The organism is Mesorhizobium sp. M7A.F.Ca.US.011.01.1.1 (assembly GCF_003998295.1).
Classification (GTDB): domain Bacteria; phylum Pseudomonadota; class Alphaproteobacteria; order Rhizobiales; family Rhizobiaceae; genus Mesorhizobium.
In genome coordinates this window covers 303008-319740 of the sequence record NZ_RZRT01000004.1, presented here as the reverse complement: position 1 = coordinate 319740, position 16733 = coordinate 303008, and the positions used below count along the sequence as shown (strand labels likewise).

Sequence of the window (16733 nt, the reverse complement as noted above, 5' to 3'; positions counted from 1 at the left end):
TCTATTTCTCCGTCTTGCCGACGAAGTCGGCCGGGTTGCGGTACTTCACCGTCTGCAGATGCTCGCAATAAAGAACGAGCTCGCCTTCGCCCTTGAAAACCTCATAGCTGGCGCGGATCAGCCCCATCTCCTTGTAGCGGGGCTTCTTGTCGAGGTTGGAGCGGATCGAATAGATCGTGTCGCCAATGAAGACGGGTTTTATGAAGCGGAGCTTGTCGTAGCCATAGGAAAAGGCGTTGATGCAGTTGGTGGCGACCAGTCCCAGGCCAGCCGAGAAGACGAAGGCGCCGGCGATCAGCCGCTTGCCGAAAATGCCTTCGCTCTCGGCAAACATCTGGTCCTGCACATAGGGGTGGATGTCGAGCACCAGCGTGTTGAACAAATGGCTGTCGCCTTCGGCCATGGTCCGTCGCAACGAGCGGATCTTCTGCCCGACCGGCCAATCCTCATAGAACCAGTTTTCGGCGTTCCACACCGGCAGCGCGGCGTGATCCCCAGGCATGTTCTTGGGATGCGTCGAGGCGACGCCGACGGTGGGCGCGAAATCGTTCATGGCCGGCACCGCCAGCCGTGGATGGGGTACGTCACAGCTGTCGGAAAACGCATCAAGGCGTCGAAATGCAAGACGTCTCCTCCCGTCAATCTTCTTTTGTAAATAGTATTTTCACATATGGGGTTGTGTTGCAAGCATGAACAGGCGAAATTTTGGCTGCTCCCGCGCGCCGAAGCGCAGGCGGGCAGGGAGGAAATCATGCGCAGGGATTGTCTGGTCTTTGTCGGCAGCCTGAACCGCGAGGCGCCGTATTTTCAGGGTGCACGCGGTGTCGGCCTCAGCGTCTACAGCTTCGACGAGACGACGCTGGAAACACGAAAACTGGCCGAGACCAACGATGTCGACAATCCAACCTTCCTCTCGGTGACGCCGGACGGCTCGCACATCTATGCCAATTCGGAAGTCTTCACCTGGCGCGAGGGAACCGTCTCCGCCTACAGCTTCGATCGAGCTTCTGGTACGCTCATTTATCTGAACAAGCAGCCGTCGCTCGGCAGCATCACCGCCCACAACACCATCACCCGCGACGGGACAAAACTGCTGGTCGCAAACTACGGCATGGGCGAGGGCGGTCCGGATCGTGCCGTGGCTGTCTATGGTTTCGAGAAGGACGGCGCGCTGTCGGCGCCGCTGGCCAGCATCTCGCATAAAGGCAGCGGCCCGAATGCGGCGCGGCAGGAACGCTCGCATGCCCATAGCGTCACCGAAACCATCGCCGGGGGAACAGCCATCGTCGCCGACCTCGGCATCGACCGGCTGGTGTCTTACCGGATCGAGCGCGACGGCAATCTGGCCAAGCTAGCCGAATCCGCTTTGCCATCCGGCGCCGGTCCACGCCACCTCGCACTGCATCCGAACGGACGCTTCGTCTTCGTTATGAACGAGCTGGATTCGACCATCGTGGCGATGGCGCTGGACGAAGCCTCGGGTAAGCTCACGCTCATCGACGCCAAGCCCGCGGTGCCAGCCGAGGCGCGCGACAGCAACCATTGCGCCGACATCCAGATCTCGCCGGATGGCCGTTTTGTCTACGGCTCCAACCGTGGCCATGACAGCGTCGTCATCATGGCGGTCGACCAGCAGACCGGTGCGTTGAGCCTGGTCGGCTATGTCCCTTGCGGGGGTGCGACCCCGCGCAATCTGGCGCTGACGCCGTCAGGCAGCCATCTGTTCTCGGCCAACCAGAATGGCGACCGCATCTCGATCTTTGCGCGCGACTTTGACAGCGGCATGCTGACCGACACCGGGCGTGCCATCGAGATCGGCACGCCGATGTGCGTCAAGATCGTGCGCTGAACGCCCACAACTGTGAAGCCTTGGACAAAATCGCCCTGGGCTCAAGCCTGTTGTATCGCCGACAGCTTCCAACTGGAGCGATTCTCACGCACGAATGTCCACAGCTCGGTCGTCTCCGTCGGATGATCATCGTCGCCCGCGACGACCTTGCCGCTGGCCCGTTCGCGCGTCACGTCACGAGACTCGTAGCGCAATGCGGCCGTGGCGTAGTCGCGGTCATCCTCACGCCAGCTTTCAGCGACGTCGGCCTGCAGCAACGTGACGTCCGTTACCTCGTTCCTGAGACCTTTCTGGGCATTGTCGGCCAGCTCTTCCGACAGATAGGACACCATTTCGGGGGTAACAGCCCGGCGCAGAGCGGCATGGTCTTCGCGCCCGAATGCTTCCTGGACATCGGTCAACAGCTGCTGGAATGCGTCGAGGTCGGTCTGAGCCAGCGTGATCTCATCAGAACCGATGGCCGGAGAGCTTCCGCCCGAACCACCGCCAAAGCCAGGAATTGTGAAGGAGCCTGCAGTCTGCTGCCCTGCCGTTGCGCGGTTCTCAAATCTCGAAGCCTGGGCATTGCCGGCACCGGCGAGCGCTGGCGCAGGACCACGCGCCGATTGCGAGCGGAAGAAGCGGATAGCCAGCATGATCGCGCCACCGATGAGCAGGGCCTGAAGCAGGAAACCGAACATGCCGGCCAGGCCGCCGAAGCCTTGGCCGACGAGCAGGCCGATCAGGCCACCGAGCAGCAGGCCGCGCATCATCGTTCCACCGAAACCGCTCATGAAGCCGGGCCTCTGCGGGCCGGCCTGCGGCTGCCGGGCCGCGTTGTTCGCACCGGTGTTGGGCGTCATCGAACGCTCGACTGGAGCGGTCGGGGCCGGTGCGGTCCTGGTCGGCGGTGCCGATTGGAACGTGCGCATGCCACGACTGCCGAAACTGCCGCCGCGGCGCGCCTCGGCATGGTCTATCGCAACCATCGAAAACGCCAGGAACAGTCCTGCAAAGAGGGCTGCAAATCGGCTTGTACGGGAAGTCATCGGAGATGAACCTTTGTCTCTGCGGTTTCGGAAGTTTCACCGCCGCCGGGTGCCGGCGTCATGCGGTCAATCGAACAACTCTTCGAAAAATGATTTCTTCCGCTTCGGATAGCGGTGGCCGTGGGAGCGGGAATAATCGTCGTCGCGGCCCTGGCCGTGTTGCGGCTGGGAGAATGCTGCCGGCTGTGGCTGCGGCGCGGGCGCCGCTTCCCTGCCGGAACGCTCGATGATCTTGTCGAGTTCTCCCCGATCAAGCCAGACGCCGCGGCACTGCGGACAGTAGTCGATTTCGATACCCTGGCGTTCGCTCATCACGAGCGCAACGCGGCAGGAGGGGCAAGTCATGCCAAGGAGAGAAGATGTCATACGGGGCTCCAAACCGAAAGGAATGAGCCCGCTTGACCGAAAGAATGGAAACGGGCCCGTTAAAGCGGTCCGACATCACGATCGCCAAAAGCGACAGTCAGAGGGGCCCGGCCCGCACCGAACAGGTAGGAATGCAGAGCCGCGCCTTCAAGAGCGATATTGCCCTGCAAGAATGATTTGCTCGCCATCATAGCTCAGACCGTCTAAAATCTTAAATGGTCACCACGATTTCAAATCGTCACCACGATTTCAGATCGTCACCACGATTTTGCCGAACTGCTCGTTTGATTCCAGATACCGATGCGCTTCGACGATCTGGTCGAACGCAAAGGTCCGGTCGATGATCGGTCTTAGTGCCCCACTCTGCAGGCCTTCGACGATGAACGCCTTGGCGGCCTCCAGCTTTACCGGGTTACCGGTGATCTCGTGCACGAGGTAGCCGCGCAGTGTCAGCGTTTTGCTCAGCACCGCTGGCAGCGGGAATGGCGTCGGCGCGTGGCTCAGTCCGCCATATTCGATGAGGATGCCGCTATGCGACATCGCCGCCGTCAGCGGCTCGAAGATCGGGCCGCCGACCGCATCAAACACGACGCGCACGCCTCGCGGCCCGGCGATCTGGTTCAATCGCGCCGCCAGATCCTCCTCCGTCGAGGCCACGACTTCGGCCGCACCGGCCTCGAGCAGCGCCCGCATCTTCGCCGATGTCCGCGTCACCGCGATCGCGGTCGCGCCGACCTTGTTGGCGATCTGGATCGCCGCAAGCCCGACACTGCTCGATGCTGCTGTGATGACGACGGCGTCTCCGCTGTGCAGCCCGGCGATGTCGATCAGCGCGCCGTAGGCGGTGAGGTATTGCATCCAGACCGCCGCTGCCGTTTGCCAGTCAAGCGACGGCGGATGCTTGACGACAAGTCGGGCCGGGTAGGTGGCAAGATCGCCATAGGCCGGCCAGCGGATCATCGATTGCGGCGGGATGACACTGACGCTGTCACCTGGCGCGAAATCCTTCACGCCGTCGCCAATAGTCTCGACGACACCCGCCGCTTCAAGACCAAGCCCCGAGGGGAGCGTCGGCGTCTCGATATAGGCGCCCGCGCGTAGCAGCGCCTCGGCGCGATTGAGGCCTAGTGCCTTGACCCGGATTTGAACTTCGCCCGGCCCCGGTGGGGGAAGCGCAACATCCTCGATGCGCAGAACCTCCGGGCCACCATGCTGGTGAAAGCGAACTACGCGTGTCATTCGGGATACTCCAAATCATCTGAACCGAATGAGCTATGCAGCTAGGTTCACCGGGGATAAATGGCTGTAAGGGAAGAACAGTAGAAACCAGGAGTTTTGAATATGGATCGGCTTGAGAGCATGGCCGTGTTCGTCAGGGCCGTCGACCTCGGCTCGTTCGCAGCCGCCGCAGTCGCACTCGATCTGTCCGGACCAATGGTTGGCAAGCATGTGCGGTTCCTCGAGGAGCGGCTGGGCGTGCGGCTGCTCAACCGGACCACGCGACGGCAAAGCCTGACCGACTTCGGTCGCGCTTACTATGAACGCTGTCGGGTGGTGCTGGCCGAGGCCGAAGCCGCCGATGCGCTCGCCGCCGACCAGTTTTCGGAGCCACGTGGAAAACTGCGGGTCACCATGCCGGCGCATTTCGGCCGCCATTGCGTTGCACCCGTGCTGCTGCGGCTGGCGCGGCAATATCCGATGCTGGAGCTCGACCTGTCGTTCACCGACCGCTTCGCCGATCTTGCCGAAGACGGATACGATCTCGCCATTCGGACCGGTGCTCTGGGCGACAAGGCGGGGTTGATCGCACGCCGCGTCGCGCGCCAGGACATGGTCGTCTGCGCCGCACCCTCCTATCTCAGAATTCATGACGAGCCGCAGCGTATCGAGGATCTCGCTGATCATCAGGCGATTGTCTACCGCCGGCTCGGCCAGGTCGTTCAGCCGTGGCTGTTTGCGCGCGAGGGGCAATCCGTACAGGAGATTACGCCAACCGGGCGGCTGCGGCTCGACGATCTCGATGCCATCGCCGATGCGGCTGTTGAGAGCATGGGGCTTGCCTGGCTGCCCTGGTGGCTGGTGCGCGAGCGCATTGAAGCCGGTGCGCTGGTGGCGCTGTTGCCTGACCAGCCGCGATATCTCTACGACTGCTACGCCCTTTGGCTGCAGACACCGCATCTGCCGCTAAAGGTGCGGCTGGCCGTCGATGCGCTGGCTGCCGCCTTTCCGAAATCGATGGCCTGATTGCCAATCGCAGCCGCTTTCAGTTGAGGTCGCGCGGATACTCCTTGACCTCACTGCGGTCGACGACCACTTCATCTCCCTCATGGGCAGTGATGTGGGTCTCGATCCGCCAGACATCGCGCAGCGCGCGCACGGTCGCCTTCACCGAAAGGCGCGCCTGCCAGTCGCCGCGGCCATAGGACTTTTCCCAGGTGCAGGTGCCGACCGCCGAGTTCGGATCGTCGGGGTGGATGGTGAACCGGTCGACATGCCTCGCCGCAACGGTCATCTGCGTATGTGGATGCCGCACCGTGCCGCCATCATTGACGACCTGATAAACGGTCTCGCCGGTGACCTGGTCCGTCGAAACCGAGCGCTGAAAGCCGTCGCCCTTGGCCAGAACCTCCTGCTCCATCGGCGCAGCGCTTTCCGGAGCCAGGAAAGCCCCCAGCGTGTCGTCCAGAGGCTGCGGTGGGCGCACCGGCAGGATCAGCCGGCTGTCGCCGCAATGGATCGACAGCGTCGCCTGCTCGGCGGTCGGAAAGACGATGGGCCAATGCGATGTCGCCAGTGCCAGCCGGATACGCTCGCCAACCTCGAAACGCTGCCCGCAGCAGCGCAGCTTGATGCGCACCGTTTCCGCCTGGCCCGGCACCATGGGTGCGATGTCCAGATCATCGTTGCGATGGCTCAGGTTGAGGATGCCGTAGCTGATGCGCGAGGCAGCACCTTCAGGGAACACTTGCGACAGCGTGGCGGACAGAAGGGCGACGGGCTTGTCAGAGGAGAGCCTGACCTCGAATTCGGGGAAACCAAGGATCTCGATGGCTTCGGTCAACGGCGCGGTCTCGAAGATCAGGGCATTGCCTTCCTCCGTGCGCTGGTCGACCGGCAAGGTCGGCATAACGCCATAACCGCACCAGGCGCCGGACGACAGGCCGGCCGTCTGCGGCGATGAAATCTCCAGGATCGTACCTTCCCCCTTGGCTTCGCTCAGCACACGCGGGCCAAGGTGCAGCACCTTTTCGCCGACGCCGGGTCCCGGCAACGCCGGCTCCGCCACCCAACGGCCGGGCCGCTCGTCATAGATCGCCGCCGGCCGTGCGGGGTCCTGGATCCAGGCGCGTAGCATCGGCTCGTCGGCAATGCCGGTATCGATGCCCTTGAGATATTGATCCCACCAGCGCAGGCACTCCTGCAGGAAGCCGATACGCGGCCCGGGCATGGCGAAGTGCGGATATTTGTGCCCCCAGGGTCCGATCAGCCCTTTGCGAGGGCCGCCAAGCTTTTCCAGCATCCGGAAGATCGGATTAGGATAGCCGTCGGCCCAGCCGCCGACGGCATAGACCGGGATTTCGACATCGGAATAGTTCTCGCAGATCGAGCCGTGCTTGTAGAAATCGTCGCGGCGCTGGTGTTCGAACCAGTCCTGCATCCAGATGCCGTTGCCGTTCAGCCGTTGCTCCCAAAGATCGCGCCAGCGATCGCCGACAATGAGCGGGTCGGGCGGGGTCATGGCGATGGCCCAAGCGGTGGTTCCCCACATCAGATTGTCGCACATCATCGCGCCGCCCAGATAATGCACATCGTCGTTGTAGCGATCATCCGTGGAGCACAGCGAGACAACCGCTTTCAATGCTGGCGGTCGCCGCGCGGCGACCTGAAGCCCGTTGAAGCCGCCCCAGCTGATGCCGATCATGCCGACACTACCCGAGCACCAGGATTGCCGGGCCAGCCATTCGATGACCGCCAGACAGTCATCCTGCTCCTGCTTCAGATACTCACCCTTGCACAATCCCTCGCTGTCGCCTGAGCCGCGCATGTCGACCCGCACGCCGGCATAGCCGTGACCGGCGAAATAGGGATGCGTCAGCGCATCGCGCTCCACCGTTCCGTCGCGCTTGCGGTAGGGCAAATATTCGAGGATCGCCGGCACCGGATCGGCCTCGGCGTCTTCCGGCAGCCAGACACGCGCCGCCAGCTTGACGCCGTCAGGCATCGGAATCCACAAATTCTCGATCTCGCGGATTTTGCGCGGGAAATCGGTGACGACGCGGATATCTTGCATGGCGGCTCCTCTCGACGCCCCGGCCGACAACTTGCGCCGGTGGCGATCCTTATGTGTTCAGCGGGAAATGGCAGGTCAGGCGGCCGTTTCCGACCGCGACCGGGATGGGGACATCCACCGCGCAACGGCCCTGGGCCTGCGGACAGCGTGTGTGAAATTCGCAGCCTGAAGGGCGCGCCAGCAGGGAGGGAACGTCGGCCGGCAGCGTGATGCGCTGGTGCACCCGATCTGGGTCCGGCTCGGGATTGGCGGACAGAAGGGCCGCCGTATAGGGATGATGCGGCGCGCGGAAGATCGCTTCGGTTTCACCCTGCTCGACGAAGCGTCCGAGATACATCACCGCCATGCGGTCGGCGATCTGGCGCACGACATGCAGATTGTGGGTGATGATCAGCATCGACAGGCCCATGCGGTCGCGCAGATCGTTGAGCAGGTTCAGCACCTCTCCCTGCACGGAGACGTCGAGGCCGGCGGTCGGTTCGTCGGCGACGACCAGCACCGGGTCCAGCGCGATCGCCCGCGCCACACCGACGCGGCGCGCCTGGCCGCCGGAAAGCTGGTGCGGGTAGCGGTCGGCGAAATCGCGCGGCAGCCCGACCAGCGAAAGAAGCCGTGTGACTTCGGCGTTGAGATCGCGATCGGACAAGCCGTGGATGACGAAAGGCTCAGACAGCAGCGAGCGCACGCTGAGCCGTGGTGACAGCGATCCCACGGGATCCTGGAACATCATCGGCATGCGCCGCCGCACCGGTTTCATGGCGGTGTTGGAAAGGCCTTGCAGTTCCTGCCCTTCAAACAGGATCGTGCCCGCCTTCACCGGCTGAAGACCGTTGAGCGTGCGCGCCAGCGTCGTCTTGCCCGAGCCGGATTCGCCGACCAGCGCGAAGGTGCTGCCTCGTTGAAGCGTGAAGCTGACACCGGACACCGCTTCGATCTCGGTGGCCCGCCCCGCGAGCCTGGCGGACAGGCCGCCGACCCGGAACGAGACTCGCAAATCGCTGACGCGGAGCAGGTCGTCGGAGCTCATGCGTTCATCGCTCCCAAGGGAATGTCCGCATGCCAGCAGTGGGCGATGTGAGACCCACCGAGGACTGCGCTGGGAGGCGTCGTCAGGCATTGGGCGTCGGCGCGGTCGCAGCGCGGCTGGAAGACGCAGCCGCTCGGCCGGCGGCGCAAATCCGGCAAGGTCCCGGCAATGGTCGGCAGGCGAGCAACCCGCTGCGACAGCCGCGCGGGATCGCAAGCCAAAAGCTTCTGCGTGTAGGGATGACGCGCATCGTGGAAGATCTCGCGGGTCGTGCCGCTCTCCACCACCTCGCCGGCATACATCACGATCATCTCGTCGCAGAGTTCGGCGATCACGCCCAGATGGTGCGAGATGAACAGCACCGAGCAGCCGATGTCGCGCTGCAGATCCTTGAGCAGTTCGATGGTGGCCACCTCCAGCGTCGCATCGAGTGCCGTCGTCGGCTCGTCGGCGATCAGCAGCGCCGGCTCCATCATCAGCGCCATCGCAATGGCGATGCGCTGCTTCATGCCGCCGGAGAACTCGTGAGGAAACTGTGTCAGCCGGCTTTCCGGATCGGGAATGCGAACCTTGCGCAGCATGGCGACGGAGCGTGCATCCTTGTCCCGCTTCGACAGACCCGAGCGATACTGAATGTCGCGCATCTGCCGCCCCACCGACAGCACCGGGTTGAGCGCGCCCATCGGGTCCTGGAACACAGTGGCGATCCTGAGGCCACGCAGGCCGCGCATCGCGGTCGGGCCGAGCCGGGCAAGGTCCTTGTCGCCCTCGAAGATGATCTCGCCCGATGTGATTTCACCATTGTCGGCGAGCAGGCCGAGAATGGCGTTGATGAGCGTCGATTTCCCGCAGCCGGATTCGCCGACCACGCCGACGCTGCGGTTGGCCGGCACGGAAAAACTCACCTGCTTCAGCGCTTCCAGTCGCCCGCTCTCGGTGTGGAAGGCGACGCTCAGATTCTTGACCTCGAGAACCGTCATGAGCGCCCCTTCAGCCTGGGATCGAAGAGGTCGCGCAGCGTCTCGCCGAAGAAGGTGAAACCGAGTGTCGTCAGCACGATGGGCAGGCCACCGGCAATCACGATCCAGTAGGAATCGCGGATGTTGGCGAAGCCGTCATTGAGGATCGCGCCCCAACTCGGCGTCGGCGGCCGCACGCCGAGCCCGAGGAAGCTCATTCCGGCCTCGATCGCCACCACCACGGGAATGTCCATCGATATCAGGATCAGGATCGGGCCGATGATGTTGGGCAGGATATGGACACGCAGGATGCGGCCCGCACTGGCGCCCATCGAGCGCGCCGCCATGACGTGTTCGGCTGACTTGAGCACCAGCGTCTGGGTTCTGATGATGCGGGCATAACCCGGCACATTGACCAGCATCACCACCAGCACCACCGCATAGAGCGAGGGGCCGAACAGGGTGACCAGCGTCAGCGCCAGCATGACGGTGGGAAAGCTCTTCACGGCGTCGAAGATCAGCAGCAGCACATTGTCGAGCCAGCGCGGCCCATAGCCTGCGATCAGCCCCAGCACGACGCCGACAACCAGCGACACCGCTGTCGCGCCCAGCGCGATCAAAAGCGCGACGCGTCCGCCATAGAGCACCCGGGTGAGAAGATCGCGGCCGAGATGGTCGGTGCCGAGCAGATGCAGGAGGCTCGGCGAAACGAAGCGTTCGGCCGGCGATATCTTGCTCGGCGCATAGCTGGTCAGGAGGCTGGCGAAGACCGCCGACAGCACCACGACCGTCACCAGCGTCAGGCCGATCGCGCCGAGCGGCTCGCGCATCATGCGGCGCAAGGTGCGCCATATCATGCCGAGACGGAAGCTGCGGGATGGCAGCTCAGTTGAAACTTGATCTGACACGGGGATCCAAGATACCGACGAGGATGTCGGCTGCTACGTTGACGAGAACGAAGAAGACCGTGGTGACCAGCACGGCTCCGGAGACGATGGGATAGTTGCGCACCGAGATCGCCTCGTAGACCAGCTTGCCGATGCCGGGACGGGCAAAGACGATTTCGGCGAAGACGGAAGACGACAGCATGTGGCCGATGCCGACGCCGAGCAAGGTGATCGTCGGCAGCACGGCGATGCGGAGGGCGTAGGTGTAGACGATCCTGTGCTCGGTCAGGCCGAAGGCGCGCGCCGTGCGGATATGGCTGGCTTCCAGTGTCTCCAGCATCGAGGCGCGCACCATGCGCGAGATATAGCCGATCCAGCCAAGGCCAACCGCCAGCGACGGCAAGATGAGGTGCTGGAGCCGGCTGGCGAGGTCGCCCGGTTCGCCGGCGCCGATCGCCGGCAGCCATTGCAGGGCGACCGCAAACACCAGCAGCGAATAGATGGCGACGACGAAGGACGGCACGGCGATCATCGCCACCGACAGCACCCCGATCACCTGATCGACAAAGCCGCCGCGCCGCACCGCCGCGATGCAGCCAAGCGGAATGCCGAGCGCCACCGACCACGTGATGCCGCCGACCACCAGCGCCAGCGTGAACGGAAGCTGTTCCATCACCACGTCCAGAACTGGCCGATCTGACAGCACCTCGGTGCCGAGATCGCCGCGCAGGACCGATCCGTAGAAATGTAGGAACTGCCGCCACACCGGCTGGTCGAGGCCCATGCGTACGCGCAGCGCCTCCATCATCTCCGGCGTCGCGCGCGGCCCCAGCGCGACCGAGGCCGGGTCGCCGGGAATGAGGTAAACCATGGCGAACATCATCATCATGGCCACGCTGATGATGATGGCGCCAAGCCACAGACGCTTGAGGGCGTAGCGGATCATTTCCAGTACCTGTCGGACGGTCTTTGGCGGGGACGAGCCCCGCCCGCCGATATCATGCGGGTTTGAAGTCGGTGAACACGGGTTCGCCGTTCGGCTTCAGGCCGGCCACAAGCGTATCTCGATTCATGATGCCGGTGACCTCATGCGTCAGGAAAACGTAGTTGCCGTTCTCCTCCATCAGGTCCTGCAGCTTCTTGTAGATGACATCGCGTTTTGCCGGGTCGAGCTCGACCATGCCTTCGGCATTGAGCTTGTCGAATTCCTGGCTTGAAAAACGCTCCCAGTTCCAGACACCGATCTGGTCGCGGGTAAACCAGGCAGTGGCCCAGCTCGGATCCGGCTGCATGGAGAAGCGGCTGATGATCATCTGCAGCTTCTTGTAGTAGTCGCCTTCCTTGGCGCCCAGCGTCCAGAAGGTGCCGCTGTCGTTCTGCTTGATCTCCACAGTGAGGCCGACATCCTGCAGGTTCGACTGCACGACCTGCGCCGCGGTCAGCCGCTCGGTCTTGTTGAGAATGTCGAGCGTGATCGTCGTGCCGGCCAGCCCTTCCTTGGCGATCATGTCGCGGGCGCGGTCCGGATCGAAATCGAACAGGTTCTTCTCGCGATGGCCAGGCAGGCCGGGCGCGATGATGCCGGTAGCGCTTGCCGCGGCGCCGAAATAAGCGGCGTCGACCACCGCCTTGCGATCCACCGCGTACTGCACCGCGCGGCGCATGTTGGGATTGTCGAAAGGCGCGACATCCTGGTTCATGCCAAGCCAGACAAAGGCCAGCGACGGCTTCTCGACCACGGTCGTCCTTGGCGGCGGCGTCTGCTTCAGGCGCGAGATCGAGGAGACCGCGGTCCAGGTGTAATCGAGGTCGCCGGCCTCATAGCCGAGTTCGGCGGTCTTCTCGTCCTCGATCGGATGGATATGGATTTCCGCGAAGGCGCCTTGCTCGTACTTCCAGTCGGGATTGCGGACCAGCACCGTACGCTGCTTGGGCAGCCATTCCTTCAGGATGTAGGGGCCCGACTGGGCCACCGGCTTGACGCCCATCTTGCCACCGAGTTCGGTGATGGCGCGCTTCGACAGGATGGTGCCGGACGGCGTCGGCAAGGTCGACGTCCACAGCGGCGCGAAGGCCTGCTTCAGGTGGATCAGGCCGGACAGCTTATCCTTGACCTCGACCTCCTTGAGCGTGGCCCAATCGCCGGAATAGGGGCTCTTGTTGGCGGGATCGGCGATGCGTTCGATCGAAAACTTGACATCTTCCGCCGTCATCTGGCCGTAGCCGTCGGTGAAACCGATATTGTCGCGCAGCTGGAAGGCGACGGTCAGCGGGTCGAGCTGCTTGATCGTTTCCGCCGCCATCGGCCGCCAGCCCCAGCTATCGCCCGGCGTGGTGACGACGAGGCCTGCGAAGATGACGCTGGTGATGTCGCCTTCGGGGGCCGCCAGCCGGAAACAAGGGTCGAGCGTCTGGATGTCGGCGTAGGAGCGCACCTTCAGGATCGGGCCGTCGCTCGACCAGGAAATTTTTGGATTGACCATTGAGGCGAGCCCGAAAGCGCCGGCTCCGGCGAGCAGGCTGCGGCGCGAAACCCTGGTGTCGGCTAGAATGGACATGCTCTACCCCTCTGCTGTTTTCGTTGTCTTGTTTCCGGCCGTTGGCCATTCTCCAAGCCGGGCCGAATGTGTCTGTCAGCTAAAACTGCTAATAATAGACATCTATGTCTAGCGAAAATTTTGCCGGCATGCCCGAATCTTGGATACGGACGATCTTGCGGGAAATATCGAAATCTGTTCCGACCGCGCCAGCGCGTCGGCTTGGGCCCTACGCGGGCTAAATGTGATCGCCCACACGGCGCGGCTTGGCCCGCCATTCGGTGGGGCCTGGATCAAGAGCTGTAGCGGAGACGCGCCTCTCCGCTTAGCTTCACTTCCAGATTTCGGCCGCCAGGCGCACGAAATTGCCGCCCAGGACGTTGCGCACGTTCTGCTCGGACTGGCCGCGGCGCAGAAGCACATCGGTCAGTTCGCTCATCTGGCCGGGAGCCGCGTAGGTCGTCGCCCCTTCCGGATACTCGCTCCTGGGCCAGAATTGCGGGTTGTCGGAAATGATACGGTCGATGCCTTTGACGTCGACGGGGAAGGCGTAGTCCAGCCCGATGCCGACATGATCTGGGCCAGCCAGATCGACAAGATATTCGATGTGGTCGGCCAACCTGTCCGAGTCCGTCCGCCCTTCTCCCAGGAAACGATTGAGCCCGACGATCGCGACGATGCCGCCGGTGCGCGCGCAGGCCTTTATCTGCTCGTCGGTGATGTTGCGGCCATGGCCGCACAAGGCCTTGGCGTTGGAGTGCGAGAAGATCACCGGCCGGTTGGAATATTCCATCACCTCCATCGAGGTGCGATAGCCGGTGTGGGTGACGTCGACGAACATGCCGAGACGGTTCATCTCGTCGATGACCTGGCGGCCGAACGCCGTCAGGCTGGTCTCGACATCGTGGCAACCGCCGCCGGCGAGGTTGTTCCTGTTGTAGGCGAACAGGATCTGGCGCACACCCAGATGGTGATAGAACTCCACCATCTCGATGCGGCCGTCGAGCGCGTTCATGCCCTCGATGTCGAAGGTGATTGCCAGTTTGCCCTCAAGCTTTGCCTTGCGGATTTCCTCTACCGAGGAGACCAGCGTGTAGTGCTCGGGATTGGCAAGGATCCAGTGGCGGAAATTTGCGAGCGTCCGCACTGTCTGCTCCCAGGGCAACAGGTCGAAGCCGACATCGATCGACAGATAATTGATGCCGGCGTCGCGCCAGATCCGCAGATTGGTCAGGTCCGCCGCCGGATCCGGCATGAAGCCGGAATGCGCGTCCCATATGATTTCACTGTCGAAAATGGCCTTGGCGGCAGTCGAAACGCTCACTTTTTCCTCACTCTCTCGCAACGCCAACACGACGGAAGGCCGAATCAAGCCGCGTTCCGGACGTGTGATCCAGATGCAGTACGCATCAAGTATCAGGCCACAGACACATGTGTCTAGACAGCTCCGAACGGGCCTGTATGGTCGCCGCCGCTGCATGTCGCTCCGATCGGACCATCGGCAAAAGGGAGAACAAAGATGAGTTCAAACGGAAGCCATGGCGGGAGCGATAGCAGGCACATCGCGGTAATCGGCGGCGGCATCATCGGCTGCAGCGCGGCTTTCCATCTGCTGCGGTCCGGCGTGCGCCGGGTGACGGTCATCGATGCGGGTCAGCCGGGTGCCGCGACCACCAGCGCCGGCGCGGGATTTGTCTCGCATTGGTCCGCCGGCATGATTCCGCTTGGCGAAGAGGGTCTTCAGCTGCAGCAATATGGCCTCGATTTTTATCGCCGGCTGCACGAGGTCGGCGTCGAGATCGGCTATCGGCCGAACGGCACCTTGATCATGGCGCTGACCGAGGACGGGCGCGAGCGTTTTGTCCGCCCGGTGCTGGACTCTTCCTATGCCCCGACGGAAATGCAGGATCTGAACGCCGCGCAGATCGGCCAGAAGATGCAAGGTCTCATCGATCCGGCGCGGGTCCATTCGGCGGCCTACAATCCGCATGGCACCCAGCTCGACACCAAGCTGGCCATGGGCGTGCTGACCGGCCAGATTAGCAAACTTGGCGGCATCTTCCGCAGCAACACACGCGTGACGGCCGTCCATGATGCCGGCGATCGGGTGACCATCGAGACCGATCAGGGCAGCCTTGAGGCTGACGGCGTGATCGTTGCCGCTGGCGCATGGAACAACCAGGTCATATCGGGCCTCGGCTGGAAGTTGCCGCTGCTGCGCGTCGTCGCGACACGCATCATCACCGATGATCGCGGGCTGCCGTCGACCATCCCCACGGTCCAGTGCCGCGAATTGCGGCTGTGGCTGCGCGAAACATTCGGCGCGGTCATGTGGGGGACCGGCCGGCATTACAAACCTCTCTACAAGACCGACGACAACGAGATCGAACCTGGCCAGCCGCACAATATCGAGCTGATGCGGGAGACTTCCGAGCAGGAGCTTGCCGAGCTGCAGACTGTGTTCCCGCCGCTGCGCGGTTCGACGATCGCGAGCTGGGCGCAAGGCGTGCCGTGCTACACGCCCGACAACGGCCTTATCGTCGGCAAGGTGCCCGGCAGCGACAATGTCGTGGTCGTCGGCGGCGACAATGAGAGCGGCGTCACCCATGGACCGGGTCTTGGCCGGCTATCCTGCGAACTGGTCCTCGGGCAGACCCCGTTCGTTTCCGTCCAGCGGTTCCGTGTCGATCGCTACGCCTCCGATGCCTTCAAGTCGGAAGCCGAGATCGAGGCCGCCATGCCGGCCTGGGGCGCGCGTCATGAGGCGTCGCGGTTTGGTCGCGAGGCCTGATCGTCAGCTGGCGCCGACGCTGGCCTGCCAGCTGTCGCCGACGCTGGTCTGCCAGCTGTCGCCGACGCTATCTAGCAGCGCCTGCGCCACTCCCCTGACCGTTGGACCGGCATTCTTCCTCATGACGATGTGGAAGGAGCCGGCGTGACGACGTGAGGTCTTCGTCAGCCGAACGAGCTGGCCGCGGCGCAGATGCTCGTCGGCAAACCCCGCCCAGGCGAGCGCAGCTCCGCGCCCGGCAATGGTTTCATGGATCATCGACATGTAGCTGGTGAACCGAGGCCCATCGAGTTTCCGCTCGGTTCCGATCCATGACTGCCAACTGTCGATCGCGCCGGGCGGCGTCACCTGGTGCAGCAGCGGCACCACCAAGAAAGCCTCGGGGTCCTCCGAGGCGAGCGCCGGGTGACGTGCCAGGAACGCCGGTGCACAGACCGGGAACCATTCGCCGTCGAGCAGTTTGTCGGCCACGAATTCGGGCCATTGCCCGGCTTCGCCGAAACGGATCGACAGCGCCACTTCGGGCTGGTCGAAATCCCTGTAATCGGTGGATGTCTGCAAAAGCACCCGGTCGCCGGCCACCCGCGATGTGATGAGGTCGAAGCGCGGCATCAGCCATGCCTGCGCGAAATCGTGGCTGCAGCCGACCACGAATGTATCGCTGTCGTGCGCGGTCAAATCATCGACCGCTTGCCTGACGGTGCCAAGACCCTCGCGGATCGCTTCGGCCAGCGTGTTGCCGGCCCCGGTGACGGCGACGCGGTTGCCCTTGCGCGTGAACAGCTCGACCGACAGCTGACGCTCGAGATTGGCGACATGCCGGCTGACCGCCGATTGGGCGATGTTGAGCTCCTGCGCGGCCAGCGTCAGCCCGCCATGCCTGGCGGCAGCCTCGAAGACGACCATGGCGTTCAGCAGGGGAAGCGATGTCTTGAGGGTTTTCACGATCCGAACCTGTCGTCATGCCTTTTCGATATGAAGGTCTATCATTTCTGTAT

The 16733-nt window shown here is 63.3% G+C and carries 15 protein-coding genes; 3 read left to right on the top strand and 12 right to left on the bottom strand.

Going from position 1 to position 16733, the window contains the following annotated elements:
* Position 1 precedes the first annotated feature (1 nt).
* Positions 2 to 553 (bottom strand): MaoC family dehydratase, encoded by a 552-nt coding sequence (locus EOA13_RS08345; protein WP_127291244.1) that lies wholly within the window; start codon positions 551 to 553, stop codon positions 2 to 4.
* Positions 554 to 751: 198 nt separating this feature from the next.
* On the opposite strand from EOA13_RS08345, the gene EOA13_RS08340 reads away from it, so the two are divergent.
* Positions 752 to 1849, top strand: a complete 1098-nt coding sequence (locus EOA13_RS08340; protein WP_127291242.1) for a lactonase family protein — start codon at positions 752 to 754, stop codon at positions 1847 to 1849.
* Positions 1850 to 1890: 41 nt separating this feature from the next.
* On the opposite strand, the gene EOA13_RS08335 is transcribed toward EOA13_RS08340, so the two are convergent.
* From EOA13_RS08335 to EOA13_RS08325, 3 genes are all read right to left on the bottom strand, one after another.
* Entirely contained in the window at positions 1891 to 2877 is a 987-nt protein-coding gene (locus tag EOA13_RS08335) for a Tim44 domain-containing protein (RefSeq protein WP_127291240.1), read from the bottom strand.
* A gap of 66 nt (positions 2878 to 2943) precedes the next feature.
* Entirely contained in the window at positions 2944 to 3243 is a 300-nt protein-coding gene (locus EOA13_RS08330; RefSeq protein WP_023808853.1) for a zf-TFIIB domain-containing protein, read from the bottom strand.
* Positions 3244 to 3492: 249 nt separating this feature from the next.
* Positions 3493 to 4482 (bottom strand): zinc-dependent alcohol dehydrogenase family protein, encoded by a 990-nt coding sequence (locus EOA13_RS08325; RefSeq protein WP_127291238.1) that lies wholly within the window; start codon positions 4480 to 4482, stop codon positions 3493 to 3495.
* Between the two features lie 102 nt (positions 4483 to 4584).
* Between EOA13_RS08325 and EOA13_RS08320 the strand changes: the two genes are divergently transcribed.
* Positions 4585 to 5487 (top strand): LysR family transcriptional regulator, encoded by a 903-nt coding sequence (locus tag EOA13_RS08320; protein WP_127291236.1) that lies wholly within the window; start codon positions 4585 to 4587, stop codon positions 5485 to 5487.
* 19 nt (positions 5488 to 5506) lie between these two features.
* On the opposite strand, the gene EOA13_RS08315 is transcribed toward EOA13_RS08320, so the two are convergent.
* From EOA13_RS08315 to EOA13_RS08285, 7 genes are all read right to left on the bottom strand, one after another.
* Complete coding sequence (locus tag EOA13_RS08315) at positions 5507 to 7534, bottom strand: CocE/NonD family hydrolase (protein ID WP_127291234.1); 2028 nt, start codon at positions 7532 to 7534, stop codon at positions 5507 to 5509.
* Between the two features lie 49 nt (positions 7535 to 7583).
* Positions 7584 to 8561, bottom strand: coding sequence for an ABC transporter ATP-binding protein (locus EOA13_RS08310; protein WP_127291232.1), 978 nt, complete (start codon positions 8559 to 8561; stop codon positions 7584 to 7586).
* Positions 8558 to 9541, bottom strand: a complete 984-nt coding sequence (locus EOA13_RS08305; protein WP_127291230.1) for an ABC transporter ATP-binding protein — start codon at positions 9539 to 9541, stop codon at positions 8558 to 8560. Before EOA13_RS08305 ends, EOA13_RS08310 begins: the two co-directional genes overlap by 4 nt.
* A complete protein-coding gene (locus tag EOA13_RS08300; protein ID WP_127291228.1) occupies positions 9538 to 10377 on the bottom strand; it encodes an ABC transporter permease in 840 nt (279 codons plus the stop codon). The genes EOA13_RS08305 and EOA13_RS08300 overlap by 4 nt, the downstream gene beginning before the upstream one ends.
* Positions 10378 to 10405: 28 nt before the next feature.
* Positions 10406 to 11353 carry an ABC transporter permease gene (locus EOA13_RS08295; protein WP_023808846.1) on the bottom strand — a complete coding sequence of 316 codons (948 nt, stop codon included), beginning with the start codon at positions 11351 to 11353 and terminating at the stop codon, positions 10406 to 10408.
* Positions 11354 to 11405: 52 nt separating this feature from the next.
* Positions 11406 to 12965 (bottom strand): ABC transporter substrate-binding protein, encoded by a 1560-nt coding sequence (locus EOA13_RS08290; protein ID WP_127291226.1) that lies wholly within the window; start codon positions 12963 to 12965, stop codon positions 11406 to 11408.
* Positions 12966 to 13275: 310 nt separating this feature from the next.
* A complete protein-coding gene (locus EOA13_RS08285; RefSeq protein ID WP_127291224.1) occupies positions 13276 to 14268 on the bottom strand; it encodes a membrane dipeptidase in 993 nt (330 codons plus the stop codon).
* 195 nt (positions 14269 to 14463) lie between these two features.
* Here EOA13_RS08285 and EOA13_RS08280 point away from each other — a divergent pair, with 195 nt between their 5' ends.
* Positions 14464 to 15735 (top strand): FAD-binding oxidoreductase, encoded by a 1272-nt coding sequence (locus EOA13_RS08280; protein WP_127291222.1) that lies wholly within the window; start codon positions 14464 to 14466, stop codon positions 15733 to 15735.
* Positions 15736 to 15738: 3 nt separating this feature from the next.
* Here EOA13_RS08280 and EOA13_RS08275 read toward each other — a convergent pair whose 3' ends face one another.
* A complete protein-coding gene (locus EOA13_RS08275) occupies positions 15739 to 16680 on the bottom strand; it encodes a LysR family transcriptional regulator (RefSeq protein ID WP_127291220.1) in 942 nt (313 codons plus the stop codon).
* Positions 16681 to 16733: the final 53 nt, after the last annotated feature.

Bases quoted from the DNA above. Each gene is read 5' to 3' on its own strand.
- EOA13_RS08345 (WP_127291244.1), bottom strand. From the start codon at position 553: ATGAACGATTTCGCGCCCACCGTCGGCGTCGCCTCGACGCATCCCAAG.
- EOA13_RS08340 (WP_127291242.1), top strand. From the start codon at position 752: ATGCGCAGGGATTGTCTGGTCTTTGTCGGCAGCCTGAACCGCGAGGCG.
- EOA13_RS08335 (WP_127291240.1), bottom strand. From the start codon at position 2,877: ATGACTTCCCGTACAAGCCGATTTGCAGCCCTCTTTGCAGGACTGTTC.
- EOA13_RS08330 (WP_023808853.1), bottom strand. From the start codon at position 3,243: ATGACATCTTCTCTCCTTGGCATGACTTGCCCCTCCTGCCGCGTTGCG.
- EOA13_RS08325 (WP_127291238.1), bottom strand. From the start codon at position 4,482: ATGACACGCGTAGTTCGCTTTCACCAGCATGGTGGCCCGGAGGTTCTG.
- EOA13_RS08320 (WP_127291236.1), top strand. From the start codon at position 4,585: ATGGATCGGCTTGAGAGCATGGCCGTGTTCGTCAGGGCCGTCGACCTC.
- EOA13_RS08315 (WP_127291234.1), bottom strand. From the start codon at position 7,534: ATGCAAGATATCCGCGTCGTCACCGATTTCCCGCGCAAAATCCGCGAG.
- EOA13_RS08310 (WP_127291232.1), bottom strand. From the start codon at position 8,561: ATGAGCTCCGACGACCTGCTCCGCGTCAGCGATTTGCGAGTCTCGTTC.
- EOA13_RS08305 (WP_127291230.1), bottom strand. From the start codon at position 9,541: ATGACGGTTCTCGAGGTCAAGAATCTGAGCGTCGCCTTCCACACCGAG.
- EOA13_RS08300 (WP_127291228.1), bottom strand. From the start codon at position 10,377: ATGATATGGCGCACCTTGCGCCGCATGATGCGCGAGCCGCTCGGCGCG.
- EOA13_RS08295 (WP_023808846.1), bottom strand. From the start codon at position 11,353: ATGATCCGCTACGCCCTCAAGCGTCTGTGGCTTGGCGCCATCATCATC.
- EOA13_RS08290 (WP_127291226.1), bottom strand. From the start codon at position 12,965: ATGTCCATTCTAGCCGACACCAGGGTTTCGCGCCGCAGCCTGCTCGCC.
- EOA13_RS08280 (WP_127291222.1), top strand. From the start codon at position 14,464: ATGAGTTCAAACGGAAGCCATGGCGGGAGCGATAGCAGGCACATCGCG.